This window comes from Moorena sp. SIO4A1, assembly GCF_010672065.1.
Taxonomy (GTDB): domain Bacteria; phylum Cyanobacteriota; class Cyanobacteriia; order Cyanobacteriales; family Coleofasciculaceae; genus Moorena.
The window spans coordinates 44,420-58,262 of sequence record NZ_JAAHHX010000031.1 but is presented as its reverse complement, the minus strand read 5'-3'; the positions used below and the strand labels follow the sequence as shown (position 1 = coordinate 58,262).

At 40.7% G+C, this 13,843-nt stretch carries 14 protein-coding genes; 12 read left to right on the top strand and 2 right to left on the bottom strand.

Features of this window, described 5'->3' with window-relative positions:
* Positions 1 to 361 precede the first annotated feature (361 nt).
* The gene (locus tag F6K53_RS20630; RefSeq protein WP_293070985.1) at positions 362 to 1,720 is read right to left on the bottom strand and encodes an aspartate aminotransferase family protein; all 1,359 of its coding nucleotides are present in this window, start codon (positions 1,718 to 1,720) and stop codon (positions 362 to 364) included.
* 337 nt (positions 1,721 to 2,057) lie between these two features.
* Positions 2,058 to 2,960 (bottom strand): ATP-grasp domain-containing protein, encoded by a 903-nt coding sequence (locus tag F6K53_RS20625; RefSeq protein ID WP_293081854.1) that lies wholly within the window; start codon positions 2,958 to 2,960, stop codon positions 2,058 to 2,060.
* 338 nt (positions 2,961 to 3,298) lie between these two features.
* On the opposite strand from F6K53_RS20625, the gene F6K53_RS20620 reads away from it, so the two are divergent.
* The 12 genes from F6K53_RS20620 (at position 3,299) to F6K53_RS20565 (ending at position 13,836) form a co-directional block, all read left to right on the top strand.
* Positions 3,299 to 4,435 carry an alpha-hydroxy acid oxidase gene (locus tag F6K53_RS20620; RefSeq protein ID WP_293021038.1) on the top strand — a complete coding sequence of 379 codons (1,137 nt, stop codon included), beginning with the start codon at positions 3,299 to 3,301 and terminating at the stop codon, positions 4,433 to 4,435.
* Between the two features lie 251 nt (positions 4,436 to 4,686).
* Complete coding sequence (locus F6K53_RS20615; protein ID WP_293021037.1) at positions 4,687 to 5,562, top strand: transporter substrate-binding domain-containing protein; 876 nt, start codon at positions 4,687 to 4,689, stop codon at positions 5,560 to 5,562.
* Between the two features lie 97 nt (positions 5,563 to 5,659).
* Positions 5,660 to 6,526: a M48 family metallopeptidase gene (locus F6K53_RS20610; protein ID WP_293040349.1), complete on the top strand. Its 867-nt coding sequence runs from the start codon at positions 5,660 to 5,662 to the stop codon at positions 6,524 to 6,526.
* A gap of 28 nt (positions 6,527 to 6,554) precedes the next feature.
* On the top strand, positions 6,555 to 6,878 hold the full coding sequence (locus F6K53_RS20605) for an alpha-hydroxy acid oxidase (RefSeq protein WP_293081849.1): 324 nt from the start codon (positions 6,555 to 6,557) through the stop codon (positions 6,876 to 6,878).
* Positions 6,879 to 7,377: 499 nt separating this feature from the next.
* Positions 7,378 to 7,923, top strand: a complete 546-nt coding sequence (locus tag F6K53_RS20600) for a hypothetical protein (protein WP_293021033.1) — start codon at positions 7,378 to 7,380, stop codon at positions 7,921 to 7,923.
* Between the two features lie 44 nt (positions 7,924 to 7,967).
* Positions 7,968 to 8,285, top strand: coding sequence for an alpha-hydroxy acid oxidase (locus F6K53_RS20595; RefSeq protein ID WP_293021032.1), 318 nt, complete (start codon positions 7,968 to 7,970; stop codon positions 8,283 to 8,285).
* 553 nt (positions 8,286 to 8,838) lie between these two features.
* Positions 8,839 to 9,744, top strand: coding sequence for a hypothetical protein (locus F6K53_RS20590; RefSeq protein ID WP_293081846.1), 906 nt, complete (start codon positions 8,839 to 8,841; stop codon positions 9,742 to 9,744).
* A 45-nt stretch (positions 9,745 to 9,789) separates the two neighbouring features.
* On the top strand, positions 9,790 to 10,242 hold the full coding sequence (locus F6K53_RS20585; protein ID WP_293021030.1) for a phosphatidylserine decarboxylase: 453 nt from the start codon (positions 9,790 to 9,792) through the stop codon (positions 10,240 to 10,242).
* On the top strand, positions 10,242 to 10,715 hold the full coding sequence (locus tag F6K53_RS20580) for a CDP-alcohol phosphatidyltransferase family protein (protein WP_293021028.1): 474 nt from the start codon (positions 10,242 to 10,244) through the stop codon (positions 10,713 to 10,715). Before F6K53_RS20585 ends, F6K53_RS20580 begins: the two co-directional genes overlap by 1 nt.
* Before the next feature lie 465 nt (positions 10,716 to 11,180).
* Positions 11,181 to 11,375, top strand: coding sequence for a hypothetical protein (locus tag F6K53_RS20575; protein ID WP_293040362.1), 195 nt, complete (start codon positions 11,181 to 11,183; stop codon positions 11,373 to 11,375).
* A gap of 478 nt (positions 11,376 to 11,853) precedes the next feature.
* Entirely contained in the window at positions 11,854 to 12,873 is a 1,020-nt protein-coding gene (locus tag F6K53_RS20570; protein WP_293040358.1) for a DUF3179 domain-containing protein, read from the top strand.
* A gap of 198 nt (positions 12,874 to 13,071) precedes the next feature.
* Positions 13,072 to 13,836, top strand: coding sequence for a glycosyltransferase family 2 protein (locus F6K53_RS20565; protein WP_293081842.1), 765 nt, complete (start codon positions 13,072 to 13,074; stop codon positions 13,834 to 13,836).
* Positions 13,837 to 13,843 lie beyond the last annotated feature (7 nt).

Here is a 13,843-nt window from a genome sequence, read left to right as displayed (position 1 = left end):
CTGGAGTACTATCTTGGTATTCAGTAGTTTAGTCACACAGATTCCAATGTTTGTTTAGACTAATGTTTGTTTAGACAAGACAGCAGGATGAGATAAGACATTTTATCTTTGCGATTCTATCGCTTATTTTCACACCTTTACAATTGAGATGCTGGCATTCGCTTATGGATTCGTCAGCTTTTTATTTTTGTTTTCATGGCTTTTCGGTACCTGTTATTCTCAACTATTAATGTGAATCGGCTGAAACGACTACCCTATATAGCAATTATCTCTCCCATGAGGTGCAAAGCGATCCCCCTAAATCCCCCTTATCAAGGGGGACTTTGAAGTTTATAAGCGTACCTAATAAATGCAATAAACCCTATAATAAACTATTACCAATTTTGATAAAGTTAGCAAAAAAGCTATCTAGATCTGCTTCGTTAATATCTGGATTGCTGAGAATGAAGCGAATTACAATCTGTTCTTGATAGTTAGAGTAATTGACTAATGCTTGACCAGAGCGCATTAATTGATCACGTATCTCCAGATTAAGCTGATCTAAACCATGATTATACAGACTGTTATCTCTGGGATTATAGCGAAAACAGATATTCAAAAATGTTGGTTGAACTATCAATTCTAAATTCTCACAATTGCGAATATAGTCCGCCGCGTAGCTAGCGAGTTCAAACAAGCGGTCAACTCTTGCTTCATAACCATTTTGGCCATAGTATTTCCAGGCTAGCCACAGCTTAAGGGCATCTACTTTCCGCCCACACTGCAAGGACATAGTTCCCAGATTATAGGCACTATCTTCGTCATCGTGGAAGATATAGTGAGTACCTTGACTAGAACAAGCTTCCAATAAAGTCCCTGGTTGTTTAACTAGAATAGCTGAACAAATCAAGGGCACGCCCATGAGTTTGTGAGCATCCCAAGTAAAAGAATCTGCTAAGGAGCTACCTTGCAACAGATGCTTGTGCTGGTTGCTGAACAAAACCGGAGCACCCCAAGACCCATCCACATGTAGCCAGAGTCCATATTTGCTGGTAATTTCTGCAATTGAGGGCAACGGATCGAATGCACCGGCAACGGTAGTGCCCGCAGTAGCTGTCACAAAGAAAGGTGTTTTTCCTTCACTTAGGCTTTGTTGAATAGCAACGTCTAATTGTTGCGGGCACATGCGCTGATCGCCATCGGATTTGACTTTAACTACATTGTCTATGCCCATGCCCAACAAATTTGCGGCTTTGAAAAAGGAATAGTGAGCCTGATCGGATATGAATGCTACTAGCTGGTGATTTCCCAATCCCTTGTTTTTGGCTTCGGGTAGGAGTTTGTGTCGCGCACAAAGCATGGCGACCAGATTAGCATTACTCCCTCCTGTAACCATCAACCCCTCACCTTGAGGAAAGCCGATCAAGTCGTTGAGAGCCTCAATCAATTTAATCTCGATCAGCGTGGCTACTGGAGCAACTTCATAGGTATACATAGAAGTATTAGCAGTACTAGTTACCATTTCTGCTAATAATCCAGTTATTTCAAATCCACCCCAAAGCTGGTTGAAAAATTTGTGGCTACTAGTCCGCACGCTGTGGTCGAGGTACGATTCAATAATCGGAATTAAATCGGCTAAGGGAACTCCGTTTTCTGGTAAGCTTAAATCGAGTTTTTCCTTAAGGGTTTGAGGGTTTTTATAATCTATTACCTTGGTGTCGGTATTTTGATTTTCCTGCAAATATTTAAGGAGTTTATCAACAGTTAAGTTGATTATTTTTTCAAACTCGATCTAAATTTAATATTTAGTATAATTGCTGATTTGGTGGAATTGATAAGGGTGCATATCCTAAAAGCTGTTTGACCCGGTGGGTGGAATGGGCATCTTGCCCGTTACAATTTTCGGGCGTGCTGTCCCAACGGTGACGACGAAGCATAAAATGAGGGATCGCCCGTCCCTAACGGGTGCATCTCATTTTTGCTGTTTGAGCTAGTGGTGCGTTACGGGACGGACTATCCGAACAATGGCTACCGAGAAAATGAGGGATCGCCCGTCCCTAACGCACCCTACCCAAGTATCAAAGTGATACCAAAACTTCGGCAAGTTTCCTCTTCGTGCTAGCGAATACTTGATGTTGTTGATTGTCCCAAATGCTAACACGAGAATTAAGCTCGATGATTTTCGGTTGACCGTTAACTAGGGCAAGATCAATGCCATAAAACCTGGTACCGTACTGTACCATATGTTTTTCAATTTGTTCGACTAGATCTAAGACAGTGCTAGGGATAAGCTCTATTTCTACAACACGCATCTCGCCTCCTTCAGTCACGGATGCTACTAATTTTCCTGAAGCTGGAGTACGTACTATAGAGTGAACAATTTCCCCGTTGAGGAGTGCTACACGAAAGTCATGAACACCATTGACAATACCGGGTATACCTGAGCGTGAATCGAGAAACTCTTGCACTAAGAAGGGATAGGGGCAATCCTGCTTCTTTAAGAACTCATCGTCTCCAATGTGGACATTTCTGGCTTCAAGACCATCTAATGGCTTGACAACTTTATATTGCCCTGGTATATTAAGGAGCGCATCAAGAAACTCTTCTTGGCTGTTAACAAGATAGGTTTGGGGAGAATAGTCACTAAACAGCTGAAAGGTTTTATATTTGTTGGTGCAAATTTCGTTAATTTCCTGACAGTTAAGAACTGGGATAGTTCCATCAGAGCTAAACAATCCTTTATCGAAAATGACATCAGCTTTGACAGGACCGGTTTCTATCACTTCTCCATCTCGTAATTCCCAACTCTGGGCAAATTCTCCTGACCCTAGATAGGAAGATTGGTGACGAACAACACGAAAATTGGCACCACAGGCTTCTATTGCTTCACCAAGTTGGGCAATGTGTCGTATGTACTTTTTTTTAGTAAATGGGTAGGCAAAGGTGCCAGCTTCATCAAAAAAGACAGCAACAGTTTTCAAGGTTTACCTCAAACTGGGCATCAACCAAAAATTATAGCAATTTTTATTTATTGTCTTGTGGAATTGAGCTAAAAGCCTGTAAAATTAATCCCACAGCCGGTCAGGTGCATTACTGACAAGGGTGCCAGATGTCAACCTACCCTTTTGAATTAAGAATTTAGAATTAAGAATTTAGAATTCAACCTTCAACCTTCAACCAACCTCCAACCTTCAACCAACCTCCAACCTTCAACCAACCTTCAACCTTCAACCAACCTCCAACCTCCAACCTCCAACCTTCAACCAACCTCCAACCTTCAACCAACCTCCAACCTTCAACCTTCAACCAACCTTAAACCTTGAATCAACCCATTAATCTATTTGAATACGAAGCCCTAGCGCCGCAGTATCTATCTCCCATGGCACTGGATTATTACGCTAGTGGTGCTTGGGATGAAGTAACACTGCGAGACAATCGTGCAGCGTTTGAACAGATAAAACTCCGTCCTCGGATGTTGGTGGATGTTAGTCAACGAGATTTAAGCACACAAATCCTAGATCAGTCTCTGCCCATACCGATTCTGGTTGCTCCGATGGCATTCCAGTGTCTGGCCAATCCAGAGGGTGAATTGGCAACAGCAAGGGCTGCTGCTGAGGTAGGGGCAATCATGGTGTTGAGTACGATGTCCACCAAACCGTTAGAAGCTGTAGCGCTAGCTGGGAAACATCGACAACAGGAGAAAGGCAAAAAGGCAGAGGGGGAACAGACCGATATCCAAAATCCCTCATGGTTTCAGCTGTATGTCCATCGCGATCGCACTCTCACCCGTAGACTGGTGGAACGGGCGGAGGCAGCTGGTTTTAGTGCCCTTTGTCTGACCGTAGATGCACCAGTGTTGGGGTGTCGAGAAAGGGATCGACGCAATCAATTTACTCTACCGGTAGGGATGGAACTGGCTAATTTAGCGACAATGACCGGTCTGGAAATTCCCAAAACTGCAGGAGAATCGGGTTTATTGAGCTATTTTGCCCAGCAAATTGATCCAACACTGACCTGGCGGGATCTGGAATGGTTACAATCGATCACTACTCTACCGGTGTTGGTCAAAGGCATTTTGCGAGGAGATGATGCTCTCAAGGCATTGGACCATGGAGCAAAAGGAATCATTGTATCGAATCATGGGGGTCGGCAACTGGATAGTGCGATCGCATCCATCGATGCCTTACCCGAAGTGGTCGCAGCCGTGGGAAATCATCTACCAGTATTAATCGATGGGGGTATCCGTCGAGGAACTGATGTGCTCAAAGCTTTAGCCTTGGGTGCATCAGCGGTGTTGGTAGGTCGTCCGGTATTATGGGGATTAGCTGTAGCAGGAGTTGCGGGAGTACGCCATGTCTTGCAATTGTTACGGGATGAATTGGATATAGCGATGGCGTTGAGTGGCTGTACTAAGGTCAAGGATATTGACCGTAGTTTGGTGAAAATTAAAGATTGACTATATGATTAATAAATTAATCACAGCTTATAATACCTGATGACTAAGCCAAATAGCTTAGGAATATCAATCAATTGGCTGAAGTTATAGCAAGACTGCGTATGTTAATTTTCATAAAAAAGGTTATTATTTATTGGTAATACTTTGATACTATTCCCCTAAATTCCTAGCACTTATCAAGGTTAGCGTCAGGGTTAGATAAGCTTTGAGCGATTTATCAAGCAATTATTAGTCTGAAATCCGAAAAAGAAATGAGTAATAAACTAGCCACTATCACCGTTAGTATTATCTTATCTTTAACGTTTACCTCAGCCAGTTTAGCTGAAACAGTCTTGTCAGAAATTAAGCGCACTGGTGTTTTAAAAGTAGGAATTAGAGAAGATGCCGCTCCCTTTGGTTTTCTAGACGACCAAGACAAATTGCAAGGCTACTGCATGACTAAAATGTATGTTCTAGCCAACTATTTTGGTGAAGTACTCAATAGACCTGTTCGGTTAGAGCCAATTCCATCTGTTCTAGACGAAGACTCTCCTAACAATCGTTATGGGATGGTAGCCAATGGCAAGGTACATCTAGATTGTGGACCCAATACGATCAAAAGTGCTCCACCACTATCAGGAGTTACTTACTCCACTGCTTTTTATTTTTCCGGGACACATTTTCTAATCAGACCCGAAATGAAGGGTATATTCAATCCTGAAACTTCCCTAGCTGGTAAAAAAATTGGTGTCCTTCCTGGTTCAAATACACATCCCTTAATCTCCAGTACCTACCCATTAGCTGAAATAGTAGACACTCGTTACAGAGGCTCTAACGGTCGAGAATTGGCTCTGAGAGATGTTGTCGAACGGGATATTGATGCTTTTGCCAGTGATGGCATGCTTTTAATGGCAGAAGCCTTAAGACAAGGGCTGACATTCCAGGATTTTACCTTAATTCCTGACCGACCGTTAAGTTGTGATTTTTACGGAATAATTTTACCGGATCAGGATATAGAATGGAAGACAATAATTGATAAATTTATTACTAACTTAAGGTGGGAGATAATTTTGGAAAAATCCTTGGGTGTTGAATCTATTTATTACCAAGGTCTACGACAAGCTGCTTATGAAAAATGTGCTAACTAAATCGCTGACTGCTGAAAGCTGACTGCTGAAAGCTGACTGCTGAAAGCTGAATAATGAATACTTACAAGCCTATTTTTGATTATTCAAATAGACGACTATGTTAAACCCATTCTCTTGGATTAAGCGTGCTTCCCATCGTCGATGGTTTTACCTGCTGATTCTGGTAGTTGTGGGACTGGGTCTAGGGGTAGGGTTACCCAATACCTCATCAGCATTTGGCTCATGTGGGTTAGATGGTGATGCAGGAATTGAGATAATTCAGTTAATCACCATTTCTGATCAACAAGAAGTAGAGCTGGGTAAGTGTTTGAATCAACAAGAAGTTGATCAAGGGCTGGAGATTTATAGCGATCGCAAAATCACTGAATACGTCCAAGACATTGGTCAGAGATTAATCCCCTATAGCGATCGCCCCAATTTTCCCTATACCTTTCAAGTAGTCAAGGACAACACTATAAATGCCTTTGCCTTGGTGGGTGGCTTTGTTTATGTTCATACTGGCTTGCTGAAAGGGGTAGAAAATGAAGCTGAGTTAGCTGCAGTGATAGCTCACGAAATAGCTCACATTACTAGCAAACACAGTATCGAGAAGCTGCGCCAGATTATCAAAGACAACAACTTTACTGAAATCGAGTATGGGACAATTATAAATCTTCTTGAGGATATCGCCTTCTCTCTTCCCCGAGGAAGGCAGCAGGAATATGAAGCGGATCGCAAGGGATTAGAAATGTTGCACGGTGCTGGCTACGCTTCCTCAGGCATGACTGGATTTCTCCAAAAATTAATAACCATAGAAAAAAAATCCACCAATCAACCTGCAATGTTAAGAACCCACCCAGAAACAGTAAAACGCCTTGATACCCTAAAAGAAATAATCAACAGAAAAGGTTGGGATCCCAATGATGGTGATGGCTTAGACAGTGCTGCTTACAAACAGAGAATCCAATCTCTAGCAATCGAGTAGGTGAGCTAGCTATACTGACTGACTGTAATTGAATCATGGGGGTCGGCAATTGGATAGTGCGATCGCATCCATCGATGCCTTACCTGAAGTGGTCGCAGCTGTGGGAAATCATCTACCGGTATTAATCGATGGAGGTATCCGTCGAGGAACTGATGTCCTCAAAGCCCTAGCCTTGGGTGCATCAGCCGTGTTGGTAGGTCGTCCGGTATTATGGGGATTAGCTGTAGCAGGAGTTGCGGGAGTACGCCATGTCTTGCAATTGTTAAGGGATGAATTGGATATAGCGATGGCGTTGAGTGGCTGTACTAAGGTCAAGGATATTGACCGTAGTTTGGTGACAATTAAAGATTGACCAGAGTAATTAACCAATAACTAGTCACCAACTAATTAATGACTAATAATACATTTGGCTTAGTAATATCAATGACTTGGCTGACATTATAGAAATAATAGGTATGCTATCTTTGATTAGAAAAATCACTATATAAATTACTATTTATTGGGAATATTTTGATACTATCTCACTAAATTACCGCCACTTATCAGGGTGATGATAAGAGTTATATAAGGTTTGATATTAATCGATTTATCTATTGGAAACTGAAATATAGCAATTCTCTATGCCATGAGGTACAAAGGGATCCCCCGTTGGTCCCCCTTATCAAGGGGGACTTTGAGGTTTAAAAGCCTACCTCATAGCGAGGATAAACGCTTCTTGATGCAGTCGCTCATGGGGGAAACCCCCAAGACCGCGCTGCATCGCTATAAATCCAGAGCTATATCAATTTTTGATCAGAATAAATAGGGTGCTATTACCAAAACACTAAAATCCTCAAAATGCCGAAAAATTAATGAAACTACCGAACTTATTAAGCACCCTTGGTTTAGCATCCATTATCACCACTTTAGCCGTAGTAGATATTCCCAAACCACTGGAAACCTTTGCCTATACATCTCCTAGTCAGGAGACCAGTGAAGGGATAGGTCAAAGCAATGATGTTTTGATTGCATCTGGACGTAGTGCAAACTTTGAGAATGGAATATTTTCTGTACGCCTTCCGGAAACAGGCACTCTCGGACAAGAGCTTGATAATTTCATATCTGCTAATCCTAGTTTCAATGTTGAATCAAAAGAGAAGTGGGTTAGTAACATCAAAGTCTCTTCTCTGAGCAGAGGTTCGATTAGTAATGGAAGTGTACCAATCACTGCTAGATGGTCTGTTCGATTATGTTGGACCAATACTTTTGCCTTAAAGAAATGCGTTGGCGGCTGGATAAACAAAAGTGAGGACTTTGAAACGTCATGCTCTATCGGGGTACAACCACGCTATCTTCGTTGCAGAATGCCAGGTAAAGTTAGCGAATTGGTAAGAGAAGGTAGCATTTTAGTTAAATAAACTGTCTATATTATCTTGATTTTACTAATTAAAAACTGAGCTGTTTGTCATCAAAGCAAATCCCAAGCTCTTTCGCATCCATCGATGCCTTACCTGAAGTGGTCGCAGCTGTGGGAAATCATCTACCGGTATTAATCGATGGAGGTATCCGTCGAGGAACTGATGTCCTCAAAGCCCTAGCCTTGGGTGCATCAGCCGTGTTGGTAGGTCGTCCGGTATTATGGGGATTAGCTGTAGCAGGAGTTGCGGGAGTACGCCATGTCTTGCAATTGTTACGGGATGAATTGGATATAGCGATGGCGTTGAGTGGCTGTACTAAGGTCAAGGATATTGACCTTAGTTTGGTGAAAATTAAACATTGACAATATAATTAATAAATTAATAATAACTTATAATACCTCAACACTAAGCCAAATAGCTTAGTAATATCAATGAATTGGCTGAAGTTATAGCAATACTGCGTATGTTATAGTTAGCCCACTAGTATTTTGAAAGTAGTAATTCGAAAAAATGTCTCTCCCATTGGTTTTGTAGAGCAAGACCAATAGCAAGGCTAGTGCATGACTAACATGTATTATCTAGCCAACGCCTCAAGAACTCATTGGCTATGTTTAAGCTTCTGAAACATAGCACAGTAACAATGGTCAGTGATACAGCGTTTCTAGCTCCTGTGAGGTACAGATTCAGGAATGAAACCCCTATCTTCTAAGACTCAGGTGTACCTCACAAACCATGGGAACGCTGTATTAAATTAGTAGCTTAGATTTTACGATGTTTATGTATTATAATCTGGGGGATAACTAAATATTTAATAAGGCTATATTTCAATTAATAAATATAATAAATATTTTTGATAAAAATTACGATAATTAATTAATTAATTATCAAAAATTTTAAACAGCTGAGTTATTGAATATGTTCAGACATAGTAAATATCCTCTAAGACCTCTGATTACTTTTTGTATATTAGTTAATTTACCATATATATTTTTACTTGTTACGTATTTTACTTTTGGTGAACCTCCATGGATTAATGATATAGATTGGCTCAAAAAGCTGCCAAATCCTAGTTTAATTTTGTTCTTATTAGAAATGCTGACACTAACATTAGTTGTAATAACCTTTTCAATAATTCAAGTTACTAGAATACTTCGTGAAAGAAAATTAAGTAGGCTAAATGTAGTTGATTGGTTAATTATTGGTATTATTTTAATATTGACTGTAGTTTATGCTTTTGTCAAAATTATTGCTGATGGTGATCATCCTGTAATTAGGTTATTTTATGCTTTATTTTCAGCTTTTATAATAACTTTTTGGATTCACAATGCACGTCATCTTCTTTCTAAATCCCAAGAAAAACTGTTAAATATACTTCGTAAGTTAGACGAAAACCCTGGTAACGTATTCTCTTATGGTCGTCAGCTTTCTTCTTCAATTAATTCTACATCTTTATCAGTTACTTGGCTATTATTTCCTTTTTTATTCTGGCTGCCAACACTTTTGAGTGGTTTAATAAGTCCCAAAGATATTGCTTTTTCCATAGGAATAACTTTTGGAATTTTGCTATTTCTGTTGCCTGTTTATGCTCAGATAAAGCTATCCAACGTGTTGAATGCTAGCTTTAAACAACTTGATGAACATATCGCTGGTGAAATAGTAAAACAACCAACTAATAAGGCAGATTATGAGCGCCTTAAGGCATTGGTCGATTTAAGAGAAACTCTTACGAAATCAGTTAAGTTTTCAACTCAAGAGTTTATTGTTTCAATTGTACAATATTCAACAATTATTACAGCACTTATTGCGGCAGCTAAGATATAATATTTACTTAATAAACAATTAATAAGAATTAATGGAGAGTAGTAGTTGAAAGTTTATGCTCCATCATCAGGGATTATTGTTCATCTTAAACAGTTGGTTACTATGAAAAATAATGCTTTAATTCGTGTATTTATTTCTCCACTTCATCCCCACACAGTTTATTCACCAGTAAGAGGTAGTGTTTCTGAAATTCAATCAAGTAAAGGCTGGCGAATTCCTGCTTTTTTGCCGATGGCTGTTAAGTATAATCCTAAGGTTAAAGTTGTTTTACAAGGTTATAGCGGAGCAAAACTATTAGTAACTGTTTTTGGAGGTTTGCTTACCTATAAACTGTTTCCATTAGTCAAGCAAGAACAACAAGTGTCTGCTCTTGAAAAAATTGTTGAAATCCGCTTTGGTTCATTAGTGGAGATTCAAGGCAAAATAAATTTTGATGAATCTTTGAGAGTCGGACAAGTTTTGAGTGCAGGGCAGAGAATAGGAGACTGGACTGAATAATGCAATATATTCCAAACTTCTTGAGCTTAGTTCGCTTAATTGGCTCCCTGGGAGTATGCGTACAAGTTAGCATTTACGGTGATTTAAGATTTGTAATAACTATGCTTGCTATAGGAATAGTTACTGATTTACTAGATGGCTATCTTGCAAGGCGCTTGGAGTGTGTTACGGTATGGGGACATCGCTTGGATATTATTGCAGATGTTAGTTCTTTTGCTCTTCTACCTTGCACCTATATCTGGTTAAGTGATAAATCGCTTTTAAAGCCATTTATAATTATTCCAATCCTTGTTTATGCCATTTATCGAATCCAAACTAAAGATTGGCAGTGCAAAGGTATTCCACTGCCCGTGGTAGGAATGTTTTTATTTGGAACTTTATTATTATTTGGACAAAGCTTTATTAGTTATTTTTTGGTGGGTATAATAATTACTTTTTCTTTTCTTTCTATAATTATAGAACGCTTATCATAATCACTATGTAAAATTATTGGGTTTTTGGGAGCAGGGAGCAGGGGATAGGAAACGGTAAAAAAATTGTGTGTGCCTCATTGTTATGAAAAACGCTGTACTATGTGACTGACTATAACTAATTTAATTTAACTTATTTAATTTAGTTTTCAGACGAGTGCGCACATATTTATATACTGTCGCATAGGGTATATCCATGCCACACAATTCCTTTAACCAAAGTTGCACTTCCCCATAACTACTAAATCCTTCCGGTTGTTGTAATTGAAATCGTAATTTTTCCTCAGTCCCTGCTCCCGACTCCCGACCATTTGTTACAAAATTTTAAAAATATGCTATAATATAATATTTTTTGTGCTATACTATAAAAGTGGGCGCTCAGACGCCCAGAGTCAAGAGCTAGCCCGGGAACAGTCCAATCTCTACGGGCTAGCTCTGGCTCCCCTATAACAAGGAGATACTTTAATGATGACCTATTCTGAACGCCTTCATCCGTGGGTGATCATTCGGCTGTTACCACAAATGCAGCGAGTTGTTGTTGCTCGCTTTCGCAATCGATCGGATGCAGAGGGACATTTATGGGCCCTGAAACGATTGATGCCGGATGCGGAATTTATAATTGTTTTTGATGTTGGTAATAATCGGATCGATGAGGAATCTTAGGGGGTAAATCTCATGTAGCGGTTTCGGACTTTAATCACCATTGAGTTTGATGATCGATTTTAAAATGCTATTGCTATGAATCCTTCATCAAATTCTCAGATATCACTCACCTTGGTTTCATCTTATCCCCTCACCCTAAGGTTAGGGATTCCAGCCACAGCCCCTGATGCTGGGGTTGGGCAAAAGCCCACCCTCACAAGGGTAGTAGTGCGTAGGGTGCGTAGGGTGCGTTAGGGACGTCCCGTAACGCACCACCCACGGAAAGCCTCTGATTTTCCGCCTCTGAGCGCCTGGGAGAGCCCGTCCCGTAACGCACCACCCACGGGCTCACACTCATTTTCTGCTTCGTCCTCAGCCTTGGGACAGCCCGTCCGAAAATTTTAACAGGCAAGATGCCCGTTCCACCCATTGGGTCAAACAGCAAAAATGAGATACACCCTTAGGTTAGCAGTGACATCTAGGCAGGGAAAGCACGATTATGAATAAATTACTTAAAATAGCCCTCAGCACTACTTCCTTAGTCGGGCTGTGTTTGATGGCACTAGTCGTACAAGCCGGAAGCTGGGATAATTTCAAACTCCGTTACTTCCATCTCACTGCCTATCTCCACAACCAAGACCAGGAAATCACTGACCTCCAAAAACAAAACCTTAATCCAGCAAAATCTACTCGCATTAATTTAACTGAACTCCTCAATGGTGGTCCCCCAAAAGACGGTATTCCTAGTATCGAGAATCCTAAGTTTGATACCGCTCAAACCACACCATTTTCTAAAACAGAAACTGTGATTGGTGTGGTAATTAATGGAGAAGCCAAAGCCTATCCTTTCGGGGTCATGAATTGGCATGAATTGGTGAATGACACAGTAGGTGGAGTTAATGTTAGTGTATCCTATTGTCCCCTTTGTGATACTATAGTTGCCTTTAATCGCAGCAATACAACCTACGGTGTTACAGGCAAACTTTATCAAAGTTGCCTAGTAATGTATGACCGTGCCGATGATACCCTTTACTCTCAACCTTGGGGGATGGGTATTATTGGTGCTAAAGTCAATCGTAATCTTAAAACAATTCCCGCTATCAAAACTACTCTTGGCGCTTGGTTAAGCAAGTATCCCAACAGTAAAATTCTATCCACTGACACAGGTTATAACCGGGCTTACTTCAGCTATCCCTATGGTAGCTACTATACCGATAAGCGAATTATTTTCCCAGTCAGGAATCAACAACGACTTACCCTCCATCCCAAAGCTATTGTTAGCTATGTGTGGGAAGCGGATCAACAAACCCCTAAAAACCAATTTTCTGGGGCTAGCTATCAATTTGTCCATGACCAATTAAAAAAAGTGGGCGAAAAAGTTGTAGAATTCAATGGTCGTCCAATTAGAGGACGTTGGGATAGCCAACTTCAAACTGTATTAGTAGAAGAATTCGATGGCACTCCCATCCCCAGTTCTACTGCTTTTGCCTTTGTGTATGCAGCTTACTTTGGTAAATAACCTTACAGACCAGACAATTCACCCAATTTAAAACTGCAATAACTCATGACTAATATAGCGGTTTCTATCCTAATTAGGTAAACATGATTTTTTCCCTGTTCCCTGTTCCCTGTTCCCTGTTCCCTGCTCCCTGCTCCCTGCTCCCTACTCCCTAAAACCCAAAGATTTGTAGCTCACCCAATTAAAACCGCTATAACTATGACTAATAACCACAATATCTTAGTAATTATCCCTGTTCTCAATGAAGAAACCACTATCACTGGGGTGATTAAGTCTCTTCAATCCTATAATTTGAACAATATTCGGGTAGTCGATAATGGCAGCACCGACAACAGTATTATAAAAGCAAAAGAAGCCGGTGCCGAGGTAATCAGTGAGCCTATTCCTGGTTACGGTCGAGCCTGTTGGCGGGGATTGCAGCAACTAGACCGAGATATTAATTGGATATTATTCTGTGATGGCGATGGGAGTGATGACTTAAGTTATTTACCCCAGTTTCTAGCTGAACCGCATAAGTATGACCTAATTTTAGGTAACCGCCGCGCCACAGTAGATGGACGTAAGGCGATGACCCCAGTGCAAAATTTTGGCAACTGGCTGGCTACCTTCCTGATCGGTTGGGGTTGGGGACACTGGTATCAGGATTTAGGACCATTGCGCCTAATTCGCCGTTCAGCTTTGGATGAAATCCAAATGCAAGATAGAGGATTTGGCTGGACAGTAGAAATGCAAGCCCGTGCCATCGAATGTGGTTTGCGAATCTGTGAAATTCCTGTTGGTTACCGTCGCCGACAAGGGGGACGCTCGAAAATATCTGGTACCCTTTCTGGTAGTGTCCAAGCAGGAACAATAATTCTAATGACTTTAGGTCGTCTATATCTACGTCGCCTTAAGCTTACCCAGGCAGATGGCACAATCGGTAAAAGTGTTAAAGATGGAATAGGGAATTTCCATCAATCCTAGTTTCACA

What these genes read in the sequence shown, in the direction of transcription:
- F6K53_RS20600 (WP_293021033.1), top strand. Translation starts at nt 7,378, where the DNA reads ATGAAACTACCGAACTTATTAAGCACCCTTGGTTTAGCATCCATTATC.
- F6K53_RS20615 (WP_293021037.1), top strand. Translation starts at nt 4,687, where the DNA reads ATGAGTAATAAACTAGCCACTATCACCGTTAGTATTATCTTATCTTTA.
- F6K53_RS20575 (WP_293040362.1), top strand. Translation starts at nt 11,181, where the DNA reads ATGACCTATTCTGAACGCCTTCATCCGTGGGTGATCATTCGGCTGTTA.
- F6K53_RS20610 (WP_293040349.1), top strand. Translation starts at nt 5,660, where the DNA reads ATGTTAAACCCATTCTCTTGGATTAAGCGTGCTTCCCATCGTCGATGG.
- F6K53_RS20580 (WP_293021028.1), top strand. Translation starts at nt 10,242, where the DNA reads ATGCAATATATTCCAAACTTCTTGAGCTTAGTTCGCTTAATTGGCTCC.
- F6K53_RS20570 (WP_293040358.1), top strand. Translation starts at nt 11,854, where the DNA reads ATGAATAAATTACTTAAAATAGCCCTCAGCACTACTTCCTTAGTCGGG.
- F6K53_RS20590 (WP_293081846.1), top strand. Translation starts at nt 8,839, where the DNA reads ATGTTCAGACATAGTAAATATCCTCTAAGACCTCTGATTACTTTTTGT.
- F6K53_RS20565 (WP_293081842.1), top strand. Translation starts at nt 13,072, where the DNA reads ATGACTAATAACCACAATATCTTAGTAATTATCCCTGTTCTCAATGAA.